The organism is Kitasatospora sp. NPDC058190, from assembly GCF_042883685.1.
GTDB lineage: Bacteria > Actinomycetota > Actinomycetes > Streptomycetales > Streptomycetaceae > Kitasatospora.
This window is the reverse complement of record NZ_JBHVVI010000005.1, coordinates 140,483-161,000: the sequence shown is the minus strand read 5'-3', so window position 1 is coordinate 161,000 and position 20,518 is coordinate 140,483. Positions and strand designations below refer to the sequence as shown.

General features: G+C 72.0%; 21 protein-coding genes and 2 tRNA genes. 4 read left to right on the top strand and 19 right to left on the bottom strand.

Going from position 1 to position 20,518, the window contains the following annotated elements:
• Window positions 1-41 precede the first annotated feature (41 nt).
• From ACFVWU_RS04015 to ACFVWU_RS03975, 9 genes are all read right to left on the bottom strand, one after another.
• Entirely contained in the window at window positions 42-998 is a 957-nt protein-coding gene (locus ACFVWU_RS04015) for a hypothetical protein (RefSeq protein ID WP_387615199.1), read from the bottom strand.
• Window positions 988-1,509: a SigE family RNA polymerase sigma factor gene (locus tag ACFVWU_RS04010; RefSeq protein ID WP_387615196.1), complete on the bottom strand. Its 522-nt coding sequence runs from the start codon at window positions 1,507-1,509 to the stop codon at window positions 988-990. Before ACFVWU_RS04010 ends, ACFVWU_RS04015 begins: the two co-directional genes overlap by 11 nt.
• A 93-nt stretch (window positions 1,510-1,602) precedes the next feature.
• Complete coding sequence (locus ACFVWU_RS04005) at window positions 1,603-1,926, bottom strand: hypothetical protein (protein ID WP_387615194.1); 324 nt, start codon at window positions 1,924-1,926, stop codon at window positions 1,603-1,605.
• Between the two features lie 139 nt (window positions 1,927-2,065).
• Window positions 2,066-2,644 (bottom strand): aminoacyl-tRNA hydrolase, encoded by a 579-nt coding sequence (gene pth, locus ACFVWU_RS04000; RefSeq protein ID WP_387615191.1) that lies wholly within the window; start codon window positions 2,642-2,644, stop codon window positions 2,066-2,068.
• A 112-nt stretch (window positions 2,645-2,756) separates the two neighbouring features.
• On the bottom strand, window positions 2,757-3,347 hold the full coding sequence (locus tag ACFVWU_RS03995; protein WP_387615188.1) for a 50S ribosomal protein L25/general stress protein Ctc: 591 nt from the start codon (window positions 3,345-3,347) through the stop codon (window positions 2,757-2,759).
• Between the two features lie 282 nt (window positions 3,348-3,629).
• Window positions 3,630-4,607, bottom strand: a complete 978-nt coding sequence (locus ACFVWU_RS03990) for a ribose-phosphate diphosphokinase (RefSeq protein WP_380611907.1) — start codon at window positions 4,605-4,607, stop codon at window positions 3,630-3,632.
• A 202-nt stretch (window positions 4,608-4,809) separates the two neighbouring features.
• On the bottom strand, window positions 4,810-6,264 hold the full coding sequence (gene glmU, locus ACFVWU_RS03985; RefSeq protein ID WP_387615184.1) for a bifunctional UDP-N-acetylglucosamine diphosphorylase/glucosamine-1-phosphate N-acetyltransferase GlmU: 1,455 nt from the start codon (window positions 6,262-6,264) through the stop codon (window positions 4,810-4,812).
• Window positions 6,265-6,405: 141 nt separating this feature from the next.
• Window positions 6,406-6,478 (bottom strand) — tRNA-Gln (locus ACFVWU_RS03980).
• 7 nt (window positions 6,479-6,485) lie between these two features.
• Window positions 6,486-7,088 (bottom strand): hypothetical protein, encoded by a 603-nt coding sequence (locus tag ACFVWU_RS03975; protein WP_387615181.1) that lies wholly within the window; start codon window positions 7,086-7,088, stop codon window positions 6,486-6,488.
• Window positions 7,089-7,366: 278 nt separating this feature from the next.
• Between ACFVWU_RS03975 and ACFVWU_RS03970 the strand changes: the two genes are divergently transcribed.
• Entirely contained in the window at window positions 7,367-8,359 is a 993-nt protein-coding gene (locus ACFVWU_RS03970) for an acyl-CoA desaturase (RefSeq protein ID WP_387615179.1), read from the top strand.
• Window positions 8,360-8,574: 215 nt separating this feature from the next.
• Window positions 8,575-9,177, top strand: a complete 603-nt coding sequence (locus ACFVWU_RS03965) for a TetR/AcrR family transcriptional regulator (RefSeq protein WP_350526162.1) — start codon at window positions 8,575-8,577, stop codon at window positions 9,175-9,177.
• Window positions 9,178-9,206: 29 nt separating this feature from the next.
• Here the strand turns inward: ACFVWU_RS03965 and ACFVWU_RS03960 are convergent, their stop codons facing one another.
• Window positions 9,207-10,004: a methyltransferase domain-containing protein gene (locus tag ACFVWU_RS03960; RefSeq protein WP_387615176.1), complete on the bottom strand. Its 798-nt coding sequence runs from the start codon at window positions 10,002-10,004 to the stop codon at window positions 9,207-9,209.
• A gap of 111 nt (window positions 10,005-10,115) precedes the next feature.
• On the opposite strand from ACFVWU_RS03960, the gene ACFVWU_RS03955 reads away from it, so the two are divergent.
• Window positions 10,116-10,613 (top strand): MarR family winged helix-turn-helix transcriptional regulator, encoded by a 498-nt coding sequence (locus tag ACFVWU_RS03955; protein WP_387615173.1) that lies wholly within the window; start codon window positions 10,116-10,118, stop codon window positions 10,611-10,613.
• A gap of 17 nt (window positions 10,614-10,630) precedes the next feature.
• Here the strand turns inward: ACFVWU_RS03955 and ACFVWU_RS03950 are convergent, their stop codons facing one another.
• The 5 genes from ACFVWU_RS03950 to ACFVWU_RS03930 form a co-directional block, all read right to left on the bottom strand.
• Window positions 10,631-11,530 (bottom strand): LuxR C-terminal-related transcriptional regulator, encoded by a 900-nt coding sequence (locus ACFVWU_RS03950; protein ID WP_387615171.1) that lies wholly within the window; start codon window positions 11,528-11,530, stop codon window positions 10,631-10,633.
• A 277-nt stretch (window positions 11,531-11,807) separates the two neighbouring features.
• The gene (gene galE / locus ACFVWU_RS03945; RefSeq protein ID WP_387615169.1) at window positions 11,808-12,770 is read right to left on the bottom strand and encodes a UDP-glucose 4-epimerase GalE; all 963 of its coding nucleotides are present in this window, start codon (window positions 12,768-12,770) and stop codon (window positions 11,808-11,810) included.
• 152 nt (window positions 12,771-12,922) lie between these two features.
• A complete protein-coding gene (locus ACFVWU_RS03940) occupies window positions 12,923-13,591 on the bottom strand; it encodes a LuxR C-terminal-related transcriptional regulator (protein WP_387615166.1) in 669 nt (222 codons plus the stop codon).
• 205 nt (window positions 13,592-13,796) lie between these two features.
• A tRNA-Thr gene (locus ACFVWU_RS03935) sits at window positions 13,797-13,872 on the bottom strand.
• A 131-nt stretch (window positions 13,873-14,003) separates the two neighbouring features.
• Window positions 14,004-14,423 (bottom strand): winged helix-turn-helix transcriptional regulator, encoded by a 420-nt coding sequence (locus ACFVWU_RS03930; protein WP_387615164.1) that lies wholly within the window; start codon window positions 14,421-14,423, stop codon window positions 14,004-14,006.
• A gap of 162 nt (window positions 14,424-14,585) precedes the next feature.
• Here ACFVWU_RS03930 and ACFVWU_RS03925 point away from each other — a divergent pair, with 162 nt between their 5' ends.
• Entirely contained in the window at window positions 14,586-15,182 is a 597-nt protein-coding gene (locus ACFVWU_RS03925; RefSeq protein WP_387615161.1) for a flavodoxin family protein, read from the top strand.
• Window positions 15,183-15,201: 19 nt separating this feature from the next.
• On the opposite strand, the gene ACFVWU_RS03920 is transcribed toward ACFVWU_RS03925, so the two are convergent.
• The 4 genes from ACFVWU_RS03920 to ACFVWU_RS03905 all read right to left on the bottom strand — a co-directional run bounded on the left by ACFVWU_RS03920 (window position 15,202) and on the right by ACFVWU_RS03905 (window position 20,240).
• Window positions 15,202-16,536, bottom strand: a complete 1,335-nt coding sequence (locus tag ACFVWU_RS03920) for an MFS transporter (RefSeq protein WP_387615159.1) — start codon at window positions 16,534-16,536, stop codon at window positions 15,202-15,204.
• Window positions 16,537-16,676: 140 nt separating this feature from the next.
• Complete coding sequence (locus ACFVWU_RS03915) at window positions 16,677-18,011, bottom strand: S8 family serine peptidase (protein WP_387615157.1); 1,335 nt, start codon at window positions 18,009-18,011, stop codon at window positions 16,677-16,679.
• 99 nt (window positions 18,012-18,110) lie between these two features.
• Window positions 18,111-19,757: a hypothetical protein gene (locus tag ACFVWU_RS03910; protein ID WP_387615154.1), complete on the bottom strand. Its 1,647-nt coding sequence runs from the start codon at window positions 19,755-19,757 to the stop codon at window positions 18,111-18,113.
• 42 nt (window positions 19,758-19,799) lie between these two features.
• The gene (locus tag ACFVWU_RS03905) at window positions 19,800-20,240 is read right to left on the bottom strand and encodes a hypothetical protein (protein ID WP_387615151.1); all 441 of its coding nucleotides are present in this window, start codon (window positions 20,238-20,240) and stop codon (window positions 19,800-19,802) included.
• Between the last annotated feature and the right edge of the window lie 278 nt (window positions 20,241-20,518).

The window sequence follows — 20,518 nt, the reverse complement described above, 5'->3', positions numbered from 1 at the left end:
GGCCGGTGCCTCCCGCACCGGCCCTTCGCGTCACTCGGGCCCTAGCGGACCTCGGCCACCAGGGGGCCGTACTTCGCCTTGATCTCCGCACCTGCGGATGCCCACTGCGGAGTGTCGACCACCACTCCGGTGCCGTCGACGGCGAGCGTCACCGCCTCGATCTCCACACCCTTGGACCGCCACTCCCCGATGTCCGCCCGGATCCGGGCGCCGAACGCCATCAGCTGGTCACGCGAACCGGCCGCATCCACGAACTGGAGCTTCACCCAGGGCCGGTCGGCCACGGCCCGGGTCGCGGCGGCGTCCAGGTCGCTGCCCGGGACCCGCATCACGTAGAGCGTGTTCGTGCCCGCGTCGCGGCAGGTACCGAAATAGTGCTCGCGAAACACCACGTTCATGATCGCCGTCATCTCCACGGCCGCACCCGCACGCCCCAGCTCGATGTTCGCCAGATCGGCCGACGACAACGACGACGGAGCACCGGACGACGGGACACTGGACGACGGCACCCCCGACGACGGAGCACCAGACGACGGGACACTGGACGACGGCACCCCCGACGACGGAGCACCGGACGACGGGACACTGGACGACGGCACCCCCGACGACGGAGCGCCGGACGACGGCACCGCCGGAGGCGTCCAGGCCGGGTGCTGGTGCCAGCCCGGTGTCCGCACGGACGTGGGCCCCTTCGCGCAACTCAGGATCACGGCCTCCGGCCCCGGGCCCGTCGCACCTGTCGTCGGGCTCACCAGAGCGACTCCCGCCCCGGCCACGCCCGTACGGCCGCCCCCGGAGCCGCCGCCCAGGTGTGTCAGCACCCCCGCGCCGACCGCCAGCACCGCCACCGCCGCCGCTCCTCGCAGCACCCGCTGCCGCCGCGCCCGCCGGCGCCCCGCCTCGCGCAGTTCGGCCAGCGGCGGGCTGCCGCCGACCCCGGCCGCTCGCGTCCCGAGCCGGATGGCCAGCTCCTCCTCGAACTCGTCCTCAGCGTTCACGCCCCACCAACTCCCTCGCCGGTTCCAGTTCCTGTCGAAGCGCCTTGATCCCCCGCGCCAGGTGGGTCTTCGCCGTGGTCACCGAGCACCCGAGCTCCACCGCCACCTGCGCGACGGACAGGTCCAGGTAGTAACGCAGCACCACCGCCGCCCGCTGCCGCCGTGGCAGCCCGGCCAGGGCCGCCGCCAACTGGTCGTCCCGCTCGGCTTCCTGGACCACCGCTCCGTCCGGCGGCGTGGACGTCAGCAACTCGCGCCTGGTCCGGCGCCACCGCGAGACGTGGGTGCGGACCATCGTCCTGCGGACGTACCCCTCGGCCGCCCCGGGCTCCCGGATCGCCGACCGCTTCGGGTACACCCGTGTCAGGGCGTCGTGCAACAGGTCCCGGGCATCGTGGACGTCCCCGGTGATCAGGTACGCCCCCCGCAGCAGGGCCTGGTACCGCGCCGCGACGAACTCGTCGAACGGGTCGGATCCGGAACCCCCCGGGCGCATCGATTCGCGCTTCATACCCTCACGACGCACCGCGCACCGGAAACGGATGACAAGACGGCGAGGGGCCGGCGCCCACTCCCGTGGACACCGGCCCCTCGCCGTGCATTCCTACTCGCCGGGCTCGCCCGCGCGCCGCCGCTTCAGCCACAGCGCCGCACCGCCGGCCACGACCACCAGGCCGCCGCCGACCGCCAGCAGCCCGGCGTCCGGCCCGACCGAATCGCCGAGCACCGGGGCGAACTGCGCCGCCGCGGGCTCCGGCGAGACCACCGCATCCGGCTCTGTCACCGGATCGGCGTGCGCCACCGCGCCGCTCGACAACAACACCCCGGCCGCCCCCAGCGCACCGGCCGTGCCGACCCGCCGTCCGAGCTGCTTCAGCCGGACCACCCGGAGCCGCCGAAGTCGGCGGACCGGACGCAATCTCCGCATCGAGAACTCCCCAGGACCCGTTCGCGTACCAGGCCGACGCTATCCGATCCCGCACAGGGTTCTCACACGGATTCAGGTTTGGCACGGCAAGCGTTGTACGACTGTTGCGTACCCCGCACAGCACGTCCATGACGACGCGTCAGGAGTTGTAGGTGCCCTGCGCCCGCTCCAGCCCCTCGGACAGCAGCGCCTCCACCGCGTCCGCCGAGCGGTCCACGAACCAGTCCAGTTCCTTGCGCTCGGTCGAGGAGAAGTCCTTCAGCACGAAGTCCGCGACCTCCATCCGGCCCGGCGGACGGCCGATCCCGCAACGCACCCGGTGGTAGTCCGGGCCCAGCGACTTGGTGATCGACTTCAGCCCGTTGTGGCCGTTGTCCCCGCCGCCCAGCTTCAGCCGCAGCGCCGCATAGTCGATGTCCAACTCGTCGTGGACGGCGATCAGCGCCGAGGCCGGAACCTTGTAGAAGTCCCGCAGCGCCGTCACCGGCCCGCCGGACAGGTTCATGAAGGACATCGGCTTGGCCAGCACCACCCGCCTGCCCGCCAGCCGCCCCTCGGCCACCTGGGCCCGGCTCTTGTGCGCCTTGAACTTGGCGCCCATCCGCTGCGCCAGCAGGTCCACCACCATGAAGCCGATGTTGTGCCGGTTCCGGGCGTACTGCTCCCCGGGGTTGCCCAGCCCCACCACCAGCCAGGGACCGTCGTACTCCTCAGCCATTCCCACTCTCCTCGTCGCCCTCGCGCTCGACGTCATCATCCCGGACACACCGCTGCCCCGGCCGCTCCAGCGGGAGCGACCGGGGCAGCGGTCTCAGCGACTAGCGCGAGGCTCAGGCCTCGGCACCCTCGGCGGCCTCCTCGGCCCCCTCCTCGGCCGGGGCGGCCTGGGCGGCGATGACCTGCAGCACGACGGCGTCGGCCTCGACGGCCAGCGAGACGTTGGCCGGCAGGACGATGTCCTTGGCGTGGATGGAGGCACCGGCCTCCAGGCCCTCGACCGAGACGGTGACGGCCTCGGGCAGGTGGGTGGCCTCGGCCTCGATCGGCAGGGCCTGCAGGACGTGCTCCAGCAGGTTGCCGCCCGGGGCCAGCTCGCCCTCGGTGTGGACCGGAACCTCGACGGTGACCTTCTCGCCACGCTTGACCAGCAGCAGGTCGACGTGCTCGATGGTGCGCTTGATGGCCTCACGCTGGACGGCCTTCGGCAGCACGTACTCGTCCTTGCCCTCGATCGGCACGACCAGCAGGGCGTTCGGGGTCTTGAGGGCCATCATCAGGTCGTGGCCGGGCAGGTTCAGGTGAACCGGGGCGTGGCCGTGGCCGTAGACGACACCGGGGACGAAGCCGGCGCGGCGGGCGCGGCGGGCGGCACCCTTGCCGAACTCGGAACGGGTCTCAGCGGCAAGACGGATCTCGGACACGACTGCACTCCTCGTGAAGACTGGCGCGGGGGTGCAGGCAACGCGAAAAACCGCCGGGACCACACCCTCAGTACGTTCGGGGGTCACTCGGCGGCAACGGCCTCTGCCGGCGGACGGAATCCGCTACCGGCAGCGCGTCGATCACGGTGTCGGCACCCGGCCAGCGGGCACACGGCATCCCTCGCCGAGCAGTTTCACGAGTCTAACCGCACCGGTGCCCTCCCGTGAAATCGGCGGCGGCCCCGGCCCGCCTGGGACGGGGGCCGCCGCACGGGGCCTTCGTCAGTGCACGCCCTCGAAGAGGCTCGTGACCGAGCCCTCCTCGAACACCTCGCGGATCGCGGCCGCGATCGACGGGGCGATGGACAGCGTGGTGATCTTGTCCAACTGGAGCTGCGCCGGGGTGGGCAGCGTGTTGGTGAACACGAACTCGCTCACCCGCGAGTTCTTCAGCCGGTCCGCGGCCGGGCCGGAGAGCACGCCGTGGGTGGCGGCCACCAGGACGTCCGCGGCGCCGTTCTCGAACAGCGCGTCGGCGGCGGCGCAGATCGTGCCGGCGGTGTCGATCATGTCGTCGACCAGGACGCAGACCCGGCCCTTGACGTCACCGACGACGTCGGCCGACAGGATGGTGTTGGCCTGGGTGATGTCGCGGCGCTTGTGGATGATCGCCAGCGGCGCGTCCAGGCGGTCGCACCACTGGTCGGCCACCTTCACCCGGCCGGCGTCCGGCGAGACGACGGTCAGCTTGGAGCGGTCCACCTTCTCGCCGATGTAGTCGGCCAGCAGCGGCAGCGCGAACAGGTGGTCCACCGGACCCTCGAAGAAGCCCTGGATCTGCGCGGTGTGCAGGTCCACCGCCATCAGGCGGTCGGCACCGGCCTGGCGCAGCAGGTCGGCGACCAGGCGGGCCGAGATCGGCTCGCGGCCCAGGTGCTTCTTGTCCTGGCGGGCGTACCCGTAGAACGGCAGGATCGCGGTGATGCTCTTGGCGGAGGCCCGCTTCAGCGCATCGATCATGATCAGCTGTTCCATGATCCACTGGTTGATGGGAGCCGTGTGGCTCTGCATCACGAAGCAGTCCGCGCCTCGCGCCGACTCCAGGAAGCGGACGTAGATCTCGCCGTTGGCGAAGTCGAGGGCCTTGGTCGGAACCAGCTCGGTCCCCAGCGCCTCGGCAACCTCCTTCGCCAGCTCCGGGTGGGCACGGCCGGAGAAGAGCTTCAGCTTCTTCTCACCCGACGTCGTGATCCCGCTCACTGCACCGTCTCCTCGCGTTGCGGACGCTGAACCCCTCCCCCGCGGAGGGCAGGCGCAGCCCGCACTCACGGGGGATCGGGGAATTGTCGGTACGCCTGGACACGGGCGGTAAGCCCAGTGGCGCACGTATGTCCTCAAGGTTACGCGCCCGCGCAGAAACCGTCCGCCCCGGGACCGCCCCGCGGGCGCACCGCCCGTCCCGTCAGGCCTCGGTGGCCCCGTCCGTCGCCGCCTTCGCGGCCTGCGCGGACGTGGTTCCGGGGCGCTTGCGCTCGACCCAGCCCTCGATGTTGCGCTGCTGCGCCCGGCCCACGCCCAGCGCGCCGGCCGGGACGTCGTTGGTGATCACCGAGCCGGCCGCGGTGTAGGCGCCGTCGCCGACGGTGACCGGGGCGATGAACATGTTGTCCGAGCCGGTGCGGCAGTGCGCGCCGACGACCGTGCGGTGCTTGTTGATCCCGTCGTAGTTCACGGTGACCGAGGCCGCGCCGATGTTGCTGCCCTCGCCGATGGTGGCGTCGCCGATGTAGGAGAGGTGCGGCACCTTGGCGCCCTCGCCCAGCTCGGAGTTCTTCACCTCGACGTAGGTGCCGACCTTCGCCTTGCGGGCCAGCTTCGCGCCCGGCCGCAGGTAGGCGTACGGGCCGACGGCGGCCAGCTCGCCGATCTCCGCGCGGTCGGCCGTGGTGTTGCTCACACGGGCGCCGGAGCCGATCAGGGTGTCCTTCAGGGTGGAGTTCGGGCCCACCTCGCAGCCCTCGCCCAGGTGGGTGGCGCCCTGCAGCTGGGTGTTCGGCAGCACCACGGCGTCCGGCTCGTACGAGACCTGCACGTCGAACCAGGTGGTCGCCGGGTCCACCACGGTGACGCCCGCGCGCATCGCCTGCTCCAGCAGGCGGTCGTTCAGCAGTCGGCGGGCCTGCGCCAGCTGGACCCGGTCGTTGATGCCCAGGATGTCCCGGTGGTCCTCGGCGACCACGGCGCCGACCCGGTGCCCGGCCTTGCGCAGGATCTCCAGGGTGTCGGTCAGGTACTCCTCGCCCTGCGAGTTGTCCGTGGTGAGCTCGGCCAGCGCCTCGACCAGCAGCTTGGCGTCGAAGGCGAAGACGCCCGAGTTGATCTCGGTGATCGCGCGCTGGGTGTCGCTGGCGTCCCGCTCCTCGACGATCGCGGCGACGGTGCCGTCCTCGTCGCGCAGGATGCGGCCGTAGCCGAAGGGCTCGGGGACCACGGCGGTCAGCACGGTGACCCCGTTCTGCTGCGCGGCGTGCGCGTCCGCCAGTCGGCGCAGGGTCCGCCCGGTCAGCAGCGGCGAGTCCCCGGCGGTGACGATCACGGTGCCGTCCAGCACCACACCGTCCGCGGTCAGCGCCTCCAGCGCCGTGCGCACCGCGTGCCCGGTCCCGTTCTGCTCCTCCTGCACCACCGGCCGCACCGCCGGGTAGCGCGCCGCCAGGTGCTCCTCCACCTGCTCGCGCTGGTGGCCGACCACCACCACGAGCTGCGCCGGCGTCAGTTCCGCGGCCGCCGAGACCGCGTGCCCCACCAGCGAGCGCCCGCACACCTCGTGCAGCACCTTGGGCAGCTTGTTCGACTTCATCCGGGTCCCGCCACCGGCGGCGAGCACGACAACGGCGGCAAGCGAATTGGCACCCATGCGGGGAGGCTCCTCAGTAGGTTCACAGAGAGGGCAGAGCAGGCCCGGGCGGAGGTCCGCACGCATGCCCTGGCGCTACGAGGATAGCTGCGGAAGAAAAACCGCCCGGTGGCCAGATCGGGCCACCGGACACGTACACGGCTCCGCCGGATGGACTCGAACCATCACTGCAAGGCTCCAAAGGCCTGCGGGCTGCCAATTACCCCACGGCGGATAGCTGGTCAGACCCTACCCGAGTCAGCCCCGCCCTGGGTATCAGCTATGCCCATCCACCAACCCTCGATTCGGCGGTAAAGGTCAGCACTCCCCAATACGCTGATCGTGAGGCAGCCGTGGTAGCCGATCCCGGTGTTCTTCCGCGTCGTCCTGGGATTGTGCCGCTTGAGCGTCGCGCGCCGCAGGAACTCGACCGGCGCCCCCGCGATCCGGGTCCAGTACCGTTCCGCCTCGCACACGTCCGCCGACTCATGGATCGACACCCGCAGGCGCCATCGGTCCTGCCCGACACCCAGTAGCTTCAGCCAGGCGAGGTAGACCTGGACCACCTGCGGGTCACTGTTGATGAAGGTGGCCTTCTCGCGCCGGTCGTACGGCTTGTCCTTGCACCCTTCCGCCCAGTAGAGCGCGACCCCGACCAGGAAGAGCTCCCGATCACTGAGGTCGCCGATCTCGGCCCTGGCCGCGGCCTTTGTCGCCTGCCGCTCCTCGTCTCGCTGCCTGCGGATCGGCCCCCAGCGGGTCTCGGCCGCCTTCCGGGACTGCTGCCGTGGCGTGATCGGTCGTGGCAGGTCCCGGCACCAGAGGGATATCGAGCTCTTCGACACCCCCAGCTCGGCCTGGATCTCGTCGTAGGTGCGCCCCTCGCGGCGGAGGCGGCGGGCGGCTTCGCGCTGTTCGGTCTTCGCTCGCAGGCGAAGAGTGTCTGTGCGACTCGTCCCATCACGGGGTGGATCCAGGGTTCACCCATCCAGTCGGGTGAATTCACTCAAGCGCCGCGCGACGGTGTGTTCCGCTGGACACGGAGCGCAACCTACGATGCCGTAGGTTACGCCAACGTAGGCTCCGCTCTGTCCCGCTCCGGGACGCCGCGAAGGGACGCCCCATGACCATCCAGGCCGGCCAGGCGCATGCGGGGGGCGCCGCGCTCCCCGATCCCTCCCCCGATCCCTCCGCCGACGCCGCGACCCGGCTGTCCGCCACCCGTGGCGGGGAGAGGCAGGGCTTCGCCGAGCGCCTCGCACTCGGCCTGTTCATCCTCGTGCCGTTCACCGCGCTGGTCGCCGCGGTGCCGGTGGCCTGGGGGTGGGGGCTGGGGTGGACGGACGTGGCGGTCACCGTCGCGATGTACTTCCTCACCTGTCACGGCATCACGGTCGGCTACCACCGCTACTTCACCCACAGCGCCTTCAAGGCCGACCGCCCGATGCGCCTGGTGCTGGCGATCGCCGGCAGCCTGGCCGTCGAGGGCCCGCTGGTGCGCTGGGTGGCCGACCACCGCAAGCACCACCGCTTCAGCGACAAGGACGGCGACCCGCACTCGCCCTGGCGCTACGGGGAGAGCGTCCCGGCGCTGATCAAGGGCCTCTGGTGGGCGCACATGGGCTGGATGTTCGACGAGGAGCAGACCCCTCAGCTCAAGTACGCCCCGGACCTGGTCCGCGACCCGGCCATAAGGCGGATCTCCCGGCTGTTCTGGCTCTGGACCACGATCTCGCTGCTGCTGCCCGCACTGGTCGGCGGCCTGGTGAGCCTGTCCTGGGAGGGCGCGCTGTCCGCCTTCTTCTGGGGGTCGCTGGTCCGCGTGGCGCTGCTGCACCACGTCACCTGGTCGATCAACTCGATCTGCCACGCGGTCGGCCGGCGCCCGTTCCGCTCCCGGGACCGCTCCGGCAACGTCTGGTGGCTCGCGGTGCTCTCCTGCGGCGAGTCCTGGCACAACCTGCACCACGCGGACCCGACCGCGGCCCGGCACGGGGTGCTCCGCGGACAGATCGACTCCTCGGCCCGGCTGATCCGCTGGTTCGAGCTGGCCGGCTGGGTCCGGGACGTCCGCTGGCCGGACGCGCAGCGGATCGCCGCCCGCCGCGCCGCATGAGGCGGCGCTTCCAGCATGATGTAGGGGTGAACGGGAGCAGCGCAGACAGCACAGGCGGTCACCACAGCACGCGGACGGACGCGGCGCCCGGAGCGGCGCCGGTCCGTCCGCGGGCCGCTGCACCGGCGGGCGAGCCCGCCAACGGGGGGACGGAACGGGGCACGGGCGGTGGCGCGGCCGCCTCGGCCCCGCGCCGCCGGGGCGGCCGGGTCCGGATGACCGGCAAGCAGCGCCGGGAGCAGCTGCTGGAGATCGGCCGGACGGTCTTCGCGGAGCGCGGCTACGACGGCACCTCGGTGGAGGAGATCGCCGAGCGCGCCGGGGTCTCCAAGCCCGTGGTGTACGAGCACTTCGGCGGCAAGGAGGGGCTGTACGCGGTGGTCGTGGACCGCGAGATGCAGCTGTTGCTGGACATGGTGACGGGGGCGCTCACCGGCGGGCACTCGCGCGAGCTGCTGGAGCAGGCCGCGTTCGCGCTGATGGACTACATCGACACCTCGACGGACGGCTTCCGGATCCTGGTCCGGGACTCGCCGGTGGCCCAGTCGACCGGCACCTTCGCCTCGCTGATCAGCGACATCGCGACCCAGGTCGAGGACATCCTGGGCCTGGAGTTCAAGTCCCGCGGCTTCGACGCCCGGCTGGCCCCGATGTACTCGCAGATGCTGGTCGGGATGGTCGCGCTGACCGGCCAGTGGTGGCTGGAGGTCCGCAAGCCGGACAAGGCGACGGTGGCGGCGCACCTGGTGAACCTGGCCTGGCACGGGCTGGAGGGCCTGGAGCGGCACCCGAAGCTGGTCGGCGACCGCAAGGGCTGAGCCCGTACGGGCCGTCGCCCCCTCCTCCGCTACCGCTTCACCCCCACCGCGAAGATCCGCCGGAACGGGAACACCGTCCCGTACGGCCCGGCCGGGTAGGCCTCGCGCAGCAGCCGCCCGTACTCGGCGAGGAAGGCGGCCCGGTCGGCCGGGTCGGCGAGCCCGGTGAGGACCGGCCGCAGGGCGCTGCCCTTGACCCACTCCAGCACCGGGTCCGGCCCCGGCAGCAGGGTGCGGTAGGTGGTCTCCCAGACGTCGGGGAGGCAGTCGGCGCCGGCCAGGGCGTCGAGGTAGCGCTCGGGCGAGTGGACGCCGGAGCGGACGGCGTCGGCGCCGAGGGCGTCGCGCCAGCGGGGGCTGCGGCGCAGGTCGGCGAGCAGGGTGTGGCTGGGGGCGTCGAAGTTGCCGGGGACCTGGAAGGCGACCGCCGCGCCGGGGCGCAGCGCGGCGGCCCAGCGCGGGATCAGGTCGAGGTGGCCGTCGATCCACTGCAGGGTCGCGTTGGAGACGATCAGGTCGGGCCGGGCCGGGGCGGGGTCGTACGCGCGGGCGTCGGCGAGCAGGTAGTCGGCGGTGGGTTCGCCCTCGGTGCGGGCGGTGGCGAGCATCGGGGCGGAGTTGTCGATACCGGTGATCCGGGCCTGCGGCCAGCGTTCGCGCAGGACGGCGGTGGAGTTGCCCGGGCCGCAGCCGATGTCGAGGATCACGGCGCCGTGCGGATCCGGATCCGGGAGGGCGGGGACGCGGGCGATCAGTTCGCGCAGCGGGCGGGTGCGTTCGTCGGCGAAGCGCAGGTACTGCGCCGGGTCCCAGACGGGGGTGGTCATGGCTCACCTCGCAGGTATCTCGACATCAAGATATCTCGATGTAGCCTCGCTGGCACATTTCTCGATGTCAAGAGACTTCACATCGACACATCCACCGATACACTGATCGTCATGGAGGACGAGGTCGACAGGCTGGTCGCAGCATGGCGCCGAGAGCGCCCCGACCTCGACGTGGAGCCGCTTGAGGTGCTCAGCCGGGTCAGTCGGCTCGCCCGGCACCTGGACCGAGCCCGCCGCACCGCCTTCGCCGAGCACGGCCTGGAGCCCTGGGAGTTCGACGTCCTGACCGCCCTGCGGCGGGCCGGCTCCCCGTACCAGCTCTCCCCCGGCCAACTGCTCACCCAGACCCTGGTCACCTCCGGCACCATGACCAACCGGATCGACCGGCTCACCGGCAAGGGCCTGGTCAAGCGCCTGCCCGACCCGGACGACCGGCGCGGCGTCCTGGTCCGGCTGACCGGCGACGGCCGGGACCGCGCCGACCAGGCGCTGGCCGGACTGCTCGCGCACGAGCGCGAACTCCTCGCCCAGCTCAGCTCCGGACAGCAGGGCGAACTCGCCGCGCTGCTGCGGCTGCTGGTCGCGCCGTTCGACAACATCCCCGGCTGAGCCCTGTCCGCCGCCGTTCAGGGGGCGGAGGCGATGGACGGCGGCACCGCCGACTCGGCGGGGCTGACCCCGGCCCGGCGGGCGACCGCGACGGCGGCCAGGGTGGAGTGCACCCCGAGCTTGCCGAGCACGTTCTGCATGTGGGTACGGACGGTGTGCGGCGACAGGTAGAGCCGCTCGGCGACGGCCTGTCGGCCCAGGCCCGCGACCATGCAGCGCAGGATCTGCTTCTCCCGCGGGGTGAGGGTGTCCACCAGCCGCTCGCTCTCGGTGCGGTCCCGCCGGGCGGTGGTGAGCTCGCGGATCACCCCGGTGAGCAGCGCGGGCGGCAGGTGCGTCTCGTCCCGCAGCACGCCCCGGACCACGGCCAGCAGCCGGGCCAGCGAACTCTCCTTCGCCACCCAGCCGGTGGCGCCCGCGTGCAGCGCCCGGGCGGCGCGGTGCGGGTCGTCGGCGGTGGCCAGGACGACGGCGCGCAGCCCGGGGTGGGCGCGGCGCAGCCGGCCGAGCAGGGTGATGCCGTCGGGGGGCGGGGAGGCGGTCCTGAGCTGGTCGGCGCGCGACTGCTCCGGGCGCAGCTGGTCATGGCGGAGCTGGTCCGCCGGACGGGCGACGGTCGTCGGCGCCGCGGACCGGCGGGGCGGCGGTGCGGCTGGTCCCTGGCGGCGCCGGGCCTCCTCGCCCGGTTCGGCCCCCGACCCGGACCGGGCGCCCGCGGCCCCGGCCCCCAGGTCGGCGTCGATCAGCGCCACGTCGTAGCCCCGCCCCTCGGTGGCGGCGCGCTCCAGCGCCCGCTCGGCGGCGGCCGCGCTGCCCGCCGCGCCCACCTCCACGTCGGGCTCGGCGGCGAGGGCCGCGGCCAGTGCCTCGGCGAAGATCCGGTGGTCGTCGACCACCAGGACCCGGATCCGCCCCATCGTCACTACCCCCCTGCTCAGAGCGCCCGAGCCCGGGAGCGGGGACCCGTCCGGCGACCGTGCTCCGAACCCGTCGCTCCGCCCGCCCACCGGCTGGCCGGTGAGGCCGAATCGGCGCCGGCCCCCACCGGTACCGCACTCAGCGTACGGGCCGGGAAACTCCCCCGTGGTGGATCGGTGAACTTTCGTCAGAAACGGTGTGAGTGGCCGGACCTGTTCGGTCCGGACGGCCCCGGGGCGCCTTCCGCCCCCCGGGACCGTCCCGACTCGCCCGTGGTCAGCCGGCGTTCTTCTCCAGGGTGAACTTCCAGGCGTCGGCCACGATGTCGTCCAGGCTCGGGCGCCGCGGCGTCCAGCCCAGCTCCTGGTGGGCGCGCTCGGCGGAGGCCACCAGCACCGCCGGGTCGCCGGCCCGGCGACCGGCCACCTGCACCGGGATCTCCCGGCCGGTGACGCGCTTGACCGACTCGATCACCTCGTGCACCGAGAAGCCGCTGCCGTTGCCCAGGTTGCAGATCAGGTGCTCGCCCGGCTTGGCGGCGTCCAGCGCCAGCAGGTGCGCCTCGGCCAGGTCCGCGACGTGGATGTAGTCGCGGATGCAGGTGCCGTCCGGGGTCGGGTAGTCGTCGCCGTACACCGCGATGTGCGGGCGCTGGCCCAGTGCGGCCTGGAAGACCAGCGGGATCAGGTGCGACTCGGGGTCGTGGCGCTCACCGTAGGCGCCGTACGCGCCGGCCACGTTGAAGTAGCGCAGCGAGACGGCCGCCAGGCCGTGCGCGACGGCCTCGCTGGTGATCAGGTGGTCCACCGCGAGCTTGGTGGCGCCGTAGGTGTTGGTCGGCGCGGTGCGGGCGGTCTCGGCGATCGGCACCGCCTCCGGCTCGCCGTAGGTGGCGGCGGTGGAGGAGAACACCAGCTTGCGCACGCCCGCCACGCGCATCGCGCTGATCAGCTCCAGCGAGCCGGCCACGTTGTTGCGCCAGTACTTCTCCGGGTCCACGACCGACTCGCCGACCTGCGAGGAGGCGGCGAAGTGCAGCACGCCGTCGAAGGAGCCGTCCAGCACCTTGCCGGCCTCCTGGATCCGCCCCTCGACGAACTCGGCACCGGCCGGGACGCCCTCGCGGAAGCCGGTCGACAGGTCGTCCAGGACGGTCACCTGGTGCCCCGCCTCCAGCAGGTGGGCGGCCACCACGCTGCCGACGTAGCCGGCGCCACCCGTGACCAGGTACTTACTCATGATGAGACCTCCAGCGGGCGATGGGTCCGCCCGGTCGGCGGCCATCGACGGAATGCGTACGACTGCCGCCAATTGTCCCTGCCCGGCAAGGTGCTCCCGACCACCGGGGTGGTCGCTCCCGGGCTTTCTCACCCAGTCCTCAGCCGCCGTCCTCAGCCACCGGACATCCGCTCCAGCATGCCGGTGCGCGCGGCCACCGCGGCCGCCTCCAGCCGGGTGCGCGCCCCCAGCTTCATCAGCACCCGCTGGACGTGGGTCCGGGCGGTGCTCGCGGCGATCCGCATCCCGGCGGCGATCGCCGCGGTGTCCTCGCCGTCCGCGATCCGGGCCAGCACCTGCACCTCACGGCGGGTCAGCAGTCGCAGCAGCCGGACCGCCTCGTCGTCCGGTTCGGCCACCGGGCGCAGCAGTTGGTCGAAGGCCCCGCGCAGGACGTCCACCGCCACCGCGGCCTCGCCCGCCCGGGCCCGTCCGATCGCCCGCTCGACCACCTCGATCCGCTCGTCGCTGGGCACGTACCCGGCCGCGCCGGCCGCGAACGCCCCTGCCACGCCCCGCAGTTCACCGACCGGCCCGAGCACGATCACGGCCACCTCGGGGCGCTCCCGGTGGATCCGGCGCAGCCCGTCGAAGGCGCCGGGCTCCCCCGGCGCGGCCACGCCCAACAGACACACCTCCGGCCGCCGCCCGGCCACCAGGTCGGCGGCGACACCGGCCGGGGAGCCGACCGCGAGCACCCGGTGGCCGCGCAGTTGGAGCGCGGTGGCCAGCGCCTCGGCCAGCAGCCGATGGTCGTCGACCACCACGAGTCGAACGCCCATGACGCCCTCCCGGTCGGGGTCCGGCTCGCGCCCGCACCCCTCGGGCGGGCGGCCGATGACGCACCATCACAGCGCATTCCGCACCCGACCCGCTAGGCCACCGCGTGTCGGCGGTCCGGCCGGGCCCGGGCCTGGCGGGAGTCGGGCCGGGCCGGCGAGCTCGGGAAACGCGAAAGACCCCCGCCGTGAGGCGAGGGTCTTTCAGTGGAGCCCCCATGCGGAATCGAACCGCAGACCTTCTCCTTACCATGGAGACGCTCTACCGACTGAGCTATAGGGGCTTGCCGGGTTTGTTTTCCCGGGCCGGTCGAACAAGGAAGACATTACACGGCCGTCGGCCCGGAAGGGAAATCGGCCCTGCCCGGGGCCACCTCGGGCCTCCCCGACCCGTCTCCGGCCCACCTCCGGCCGCTCATGCCTCGGGGTGTGCCGCGTCGAACTCCTCGCGGGCCGCGAGCATCTGCCGGGCGCGAAGCTCCGTCCAGCGGCCGAGCGGGGAGACCAGCTCCGCCAGCTCCCGGCCGAGCGGCAGCAGGTCGTAGACCACTCGCGGCGGCGTCTCCGGGAAGACCGTACGGAGCACCAGGCCGTCGCGCTCCAGGGTGCGCAGCGACTGGGTGAGCATCTTGCGGCTGACCCCGCCGATCCCGCGCTGGAGTTCGGAGAAGCGCTGCGGCCCGCAGGCGGCGAGGCTCATCAGGATCAGCAGTGACCACTTGTCGGCCAACTCGGCGAACATCTCGCGGCTGGGGCAGAGCTGGGCGAAGACGTTGAGCTCCATCACCTGCCCGTGCGGCTGACCCTGCTCCCGGGCCGTTTCCTCCGTCGTCATACGGACCAGGGTAGCCCCGAGGTCTCCAATCCGCCCCTGGTAACCATTGGAGACCTGGTCTATATTGGAGACCGTTCAACGGGCCGGGCGTCCGCAAGCTTCGCCCTGCCCGGGCCCGTCCCCGCCACTTGCCCACCGGCCCACCCGTACAGGAGCGCCCGCATGACCGCCATCCGCCCGACCGTCGCGATCGCCTACCACTCCGGCTACGGCCACACCGCCGTGATAGCCGAGGCCGTCGCCCGCGGCGCCGCCACCGCAGGTGCCGAGGTCGTCTCGATCGCCGTCGACACCATCACCGACGAGCAGTGGGCCCAGCTGGACGCCGCCGACGCGATCGTCTTCGGCTCCCCCACCTACATGGGCACCGCCTCGGGCGCCTTCCACGTCTTCGCCGAGGCCACCAGCAAGCGCTGGTTCACCGACGCCTGGAAGGACAAGGTCGCGGCCGGCTTCACCAACTCCGCCTCCAAGAGCGGCGACAAGGCCAGCACCCTCGGCTTCTTCCAGACCCTCGCCGCCCAGCACGGCATGAACTGGGTCAACCTCGGCCTCAAGCCCGGCTGGAACGCCACCACCGCCAGCGAGGACGACCTCAACCGCCTCGGTTTCTTCAGCGGCGCCGCCGCCTCCTCGCCCTCCGACGCCGGCGTCGAGGCCGTCCACAAGGCCGACATCGCGACCGCCGAGCACCTCGGCGAGCGCGTCGCCCGGCACACCGCGATCGTGCTGGCCGGCCGGGCCGCCCTGGCCGGCTGAGCCCTCCCCGCGCCTGCGCCTACGCCGCCGGGTCCGTCCCCAGGACGGGCGCCCGGCGGCGTCCGCCGTCCACCGCCGCCAACTCCGCGCCCGTGGTCTCCGGCAACAGCCGCAGGCATCCCAGGGCCAGCACGCCCAGCCCCGCCACGTACCAACCCACCGGCTGCGCCGTCCCGTACGCCGCGGTCAGCCTGGTCGCCACCAGCGGCGTCGTCGCACCGCCGATCACCCCGCCCAGGTTGTACGTCAGCGCGGCCCCGGTGTAGCGCACCCGGGTCGGGAACAGCTCCGGCAGGAACGCCGCCACCGGCCCGAACACGCAGCCCAGCACCACCATCGCCCCCGCCAGCCCGACGAACATCAGCGGCCGCCGCACCGTCTCCAGCAGCGGGAACACCACCAGCGCCCAGCCCGCGGCGAGCCCCGTCGCCCACTGCAGCGTCCGCAGCCGCCCCCACCGGTCACTGCGCGAGGCACTCAGCCACACCGTCACGGCCATCCCCGCCGCCCCGACCAGCAGCATCGACAGCACCAGCGTGCTCGCCACCCCGAGGCCGGACGTCGCGTACGCCAGCGCGTACGTCGTGGTCACGTAGAACAGCGCGTACCCCGCGGTGATCGCCCCACCGCCCGCCAGCACCGGACGCCAGTGCTCGCGCAACACCTCCACCACCGGCGGCCGTTCCCTGCGCTCGTCCGTCCGGAACAGCGGGGACTCCTCGATCCGCAACCGCACGAACAGCCCCACCGCCACCAGCAAGGTCGAGGCCAGGAACGGCACCCGCCAGCCCCACCCCCGGAACGACCCCTCGTCCATGCCGAGTTGGAGCGCCAGGAACACCCCGTTGGCCAGCACGAACCCACCCGTCGGCCCCAACTGCAGGAACCCCCCGTACCGCCCCCGCCGCCCGGGCGGCGCGTTCTCCGCGATCAGCAGCGCCGCCCCGCCCCACTCCCCGCCCAACCCGACGCCCTGGCACACCCGCAACACCACCAGCAGCACCGGCGACCACCACCCCCACACCGCGAACCCCGGCAACACCCCCACCGCCGCCGTCGCCAACCCCATCAACAGCAGCGACACCACCAGCGTCGCCTTCCGCCCCACCCGGTCCCCGAAATGCCCGAACACCACCGCCCCCAACGGCCGGGCCAGGAACGCCACCGCATACACCGAGAACGCCGCCAACAGCGCCCCCACCCTGCCCAGTTCGGGGAAGAACACCGGCCCGAACACCAACGCGGCCGCCGTCCCGTACAGAAAGAAGTCGTAGAACTCGATCGCCGTCCCGATCAACGCCGCAGCCGCCGCCCGCCGCAACTGCCCTACCCGCCAAGCACCCTCCGCATCCATACCACCACCCTCACCACCCCCCGGCCAGCCCACCAGCCGCCACCCGGGTGACCCCGGCGCACTGCCACGGCCCTCACGCCCACCAAAAAACCCGGGCGCCGCCACCGCGACACCCGGGCCCAGGCCCACCCACAAACCGCTTACCGCGCGTACGGGTTGTCCCCCGGCGGCACCGGCGGCTGGTACGACGGCGGCGTCACAACACCCATCGGCTGCTGCGCAGCGGACTTCCGCCGCCTCACCACGGCGAACACCACCCCGGCCACCAGCACCAACCCGGCCACCACTCCACCCACAACCGGCAGCGCACTGCTCGACCCGGACGACGCACCAGCCTTCGGCTGCGCGGTCGGCGCGCCAGATGCCGCTCCAGCCGGACTCGGCGTCGATGACGCCGGAACGGACGCACTCGCCGACGGCGACGGAGCCGCCGAAGGCGTAGCCGCATCGGCCGGAAGCGGCGACACATCCGCAGGACCGGGATCGCCCGGATCCGTCAGCGCGATCCGGGGCCGAACCGCACCCCACCCTGCACCATCCGTACGGCTGTTCCCGCCATTCGACCCACCCGCCGTGTTGATGAGCACCCGCAGGACCTGGTTCGCCGACCAGTCCTTGTGCACCGACCACACCAACGCCGCTGAAGCGGACGCCAGAGCGGTCGCGTCGGACGTGCCGTGGCCCTGGCAGTATCCAGACGGCGCCGTGCAGGCCGCAAGTGTGTCCACGCCCGGCGCGACGAGCGCGACTTGCGGCCCACGTTCGGACTCGTCCGTCACAGTCCCGCTCCGATCGACCGCCCCAATGCCGACGACATTGGGGAGGCCGCCGGGATAGTCGACCGGATTCCCCGACTGCGCCTCATTTCCCACGGCCGCGAACACCAGGACGCCCTTCGCCCTCGCAGCCGCAAGGATCCCATTCAGCTTGGCTACGTCATCCTGGGAGGCTGTCACCGCGGCCGCGCCTTGCGAGATGCTGATTACCTTGGCGCCCTGATCGACGGCGTAGTTGACAGCCTGCCCGATCTGGTCGAGGAAATCGCTCGTTACGGACGTCCCCACAGACCCGTTGTTGATCTTCAATGGAAGGAGCTTCACGCCGGGCGCGAGGCCGTAAGCTCCATTTCCCCCCCGGCTCTTCCCTGTTCCGGCAATGAGGCTGGCCATCATTGTGCCGTGCCCATCGGCGTAGGAACCCACGCCGCCCGAGCTGCCGCTGAAGTCCTTGCCGGGCAAGAACTGACCCACTAGATCCGGGTGATCCAGTTTGAAGCCTCCGTCGATCACCGCAACGGTGATCCCGTCCCCTTTCGAGACCTTCCACATCTCCGGGGCATGCATGGCGTCCAGATGCCATTGCGCGGCACGGATCGATTCATCGGCGACCGCAGGTGCAGCAACCGGGCCAATCACAGCTCCGACAGCTAGGAGCGCCGCCGCGAAAACTCGTCGACGCCCTTGCACATGCCCCATCACAACTCCTCGTCGATCTTTCCGTCCGCTGAAATCCGCGCCGGTGACAGAGCTGCCCGGCCACCAGCAGGGCAAAGTGGCCGGGCAGTCGTCTGTTGCCTACTCAATCACGTCCGGGTTGCTGTGCGGCGTACCGCTGGTCCAGGTCTCCTCGTCCTCGTGGAGGTAGTCCGCGCGGTTGCGGCGGTCGCGTTCCTTCTTGCCGCCGTGGCCGCCCGCGCCCGGGGCCATCATGCCGTTCTGCCCGGACCGGGCACCGCCCTCGGCGGCCTCCGCTGCGGCCGCACGGTTGCGCAGGCCCGTACCGCCCGGGGTGAACTCCCCACCGGCCGCAGGGCCCTTGCGACCGCCGACCGTTCCACCCGGGGTCGAGGTCAGGCCCCGACCACGCGAGCCACCGACGCCGCCGCCGCCGACACCGTGGCCGCCGCCCATGCCGGGGTGCATGCCCATTCCGCTGCCCATGGACGATCCGCCGACCCGGCCGCCGCTCGCCGCGCCCTCTCGGCCGAAGACCGTTCCGCTGGGCAGGCCCGGGGTGCCGGCCTTGCCGGGAACCGATCCGCCGCTGAAGGGGCCGGTGCGGAGGGGCACCGAACCGCCGCTCTTGCCGGGGATGCTGCCGATGCCCTTGGTCGGGACGGAGCCACCACCGGTCCCGCCCGGGAAGCCCGCGATCGGCCCGCTGCCTGGCAGGCCGGGCACGCTGCCGGGGCCACCGGGCCCACCCGGGTAGGTGGGAGTTCCGCTCGGGCCGCTCGGCAGCACGGGGCCGCTACCGGGGCCGACCGGGGTGGTCTGGTCCGGCAGGGTCGGGAGGCTGTCGAGGCCGGTACCCGGGCGAGTGACCGGGTCCGACGGGTGGGATGGCGGGATCGAGTTGCCCGGATCCTGCGGCGCGGGCGGCAGCTGGCCACCGCCGTGCGGAGGAGTAGGTCCGGTGTGGGTCGGGTTGGACGGGTCCTGCCAGCTCGTTGCCGGATCGCGGGGCCTCATGGTGGCGCCACCGTAGCTGCCACCGGACGGGCTGTAGCTCCCACCGGCGCTGCCGCCACTCGTACGGGGGCTGCGGACGGCGCCTCCCGAGCCAGTTGAGTAGCCGCCACCGCCCGTGTATTCCGATTCCCCACCTCGGTTCCGCTCTGTCTCGGGCGTCCCCGGCAGCGTCACGTCAGTGGGAATCCCGTTCAGCGTCGTCGTCGCCGCGCTGTACGCCTGGGCCAGGTTCCCCACCTGCTTGGCGGCTTCCTGCTGCTCCTTCTGGATCGTCGCCTTGTATCCGTCGCACTCCGTCTTGGTCACCCAAGCGTCCCCGAGCTTCGCCTTCATGTACTCGTCGGGCGTCTGGCCGGCTGTCGAGATCTTCGACTGCACATCCGGGGGCACCGTCTGCTTCTCGTAAGCGGCGACCTTGTCCATCGCCTGCTGGGGAAGCTGGGGCATCGCGACCTTGGCCGTACTGAGCGCTTCACCTGCCTGGGTCATCGCCCCGCCGGCGGTCGTGGAGTGTTGACCGATGATCGCCGCGGACTTGTACAGGTTCCCGACCCAGGTCTTGAAGTTCTCAGCGGCCTGTCCCTCCCAGCTGACCGTGCCGAGGTGGGCCTGGAGGGCCGTGCTGAGTTCCGTCAGAACCCGACCGGCATCCTGGAGCTTGCCGGCTCGCTTCAGCAGCACGTCAGGCTGGGTGCCGTCAACGAGCGCCCTGAGCTCAGCGTGCTTCATGTCGTTGTATTCGTCTGCCATGACCTGTTCCCCGTCTCCCCGTGAGCCTCTCCCGCACCGCCGTCAGAGGTTCGTGCTGTCCTGCGGCACCGATCCACTCGGCCCTGTGACGCCCGCACTCTTCGCCACTGCGTTCTGGGCGGCCGCCGCGTTCTCGTCACTGGTCCCGTAGGAGCCCGCCGACTGCACAACGGCTTTCTGCATCGCCTGGATCTGCGCCGTGAAGTCCTTGTGGAGCTTGACGAGCTGGCTGTGGACCTTGCTGTAGGCGGAATTCAGGGCCACTGCTTCCGAGAACGCCTCGGGGTTCTGCCCGCTGACGAAATTCGCCTGAATCAGCTTCTGTGCTTCGAGCTTGTACGGCGCGGCTTCCGAACCTTCCATGGCAGCGAGCAAAGCCTCGACCTTCGTAGCGAACGCAGTGAGCGTCTGAAGCTCGATCTGAACGTTCTGCTTGCCGAAGGCGGTGACCAGGGCATTGGCGTCGCCGTACGTCTGCCCCATGCTGATGAGGGGCCCGAAACCGCCCCACCCGCTGTTGAGCGAATAGGGTGTCGAGCCCACCGACACCCCCGGATCCGTCCCCGTAGCCGCAGGGTCCGCAGGCGCCGGCGTCTTCCCCGAGCGCGGGTCACCATCGTCTGCCACAGCAGTCCACCTCTCCCCCGTACGGCCGGGCACCCCGGGCAACCCCGTGCGCTCCGCCGCAACACACCGTCAACTTCTTGGCCTTGCAGCCCTGGTCGGTTCAACCGCCCGCCCTGTGGGCGGTTTCCGCCTCC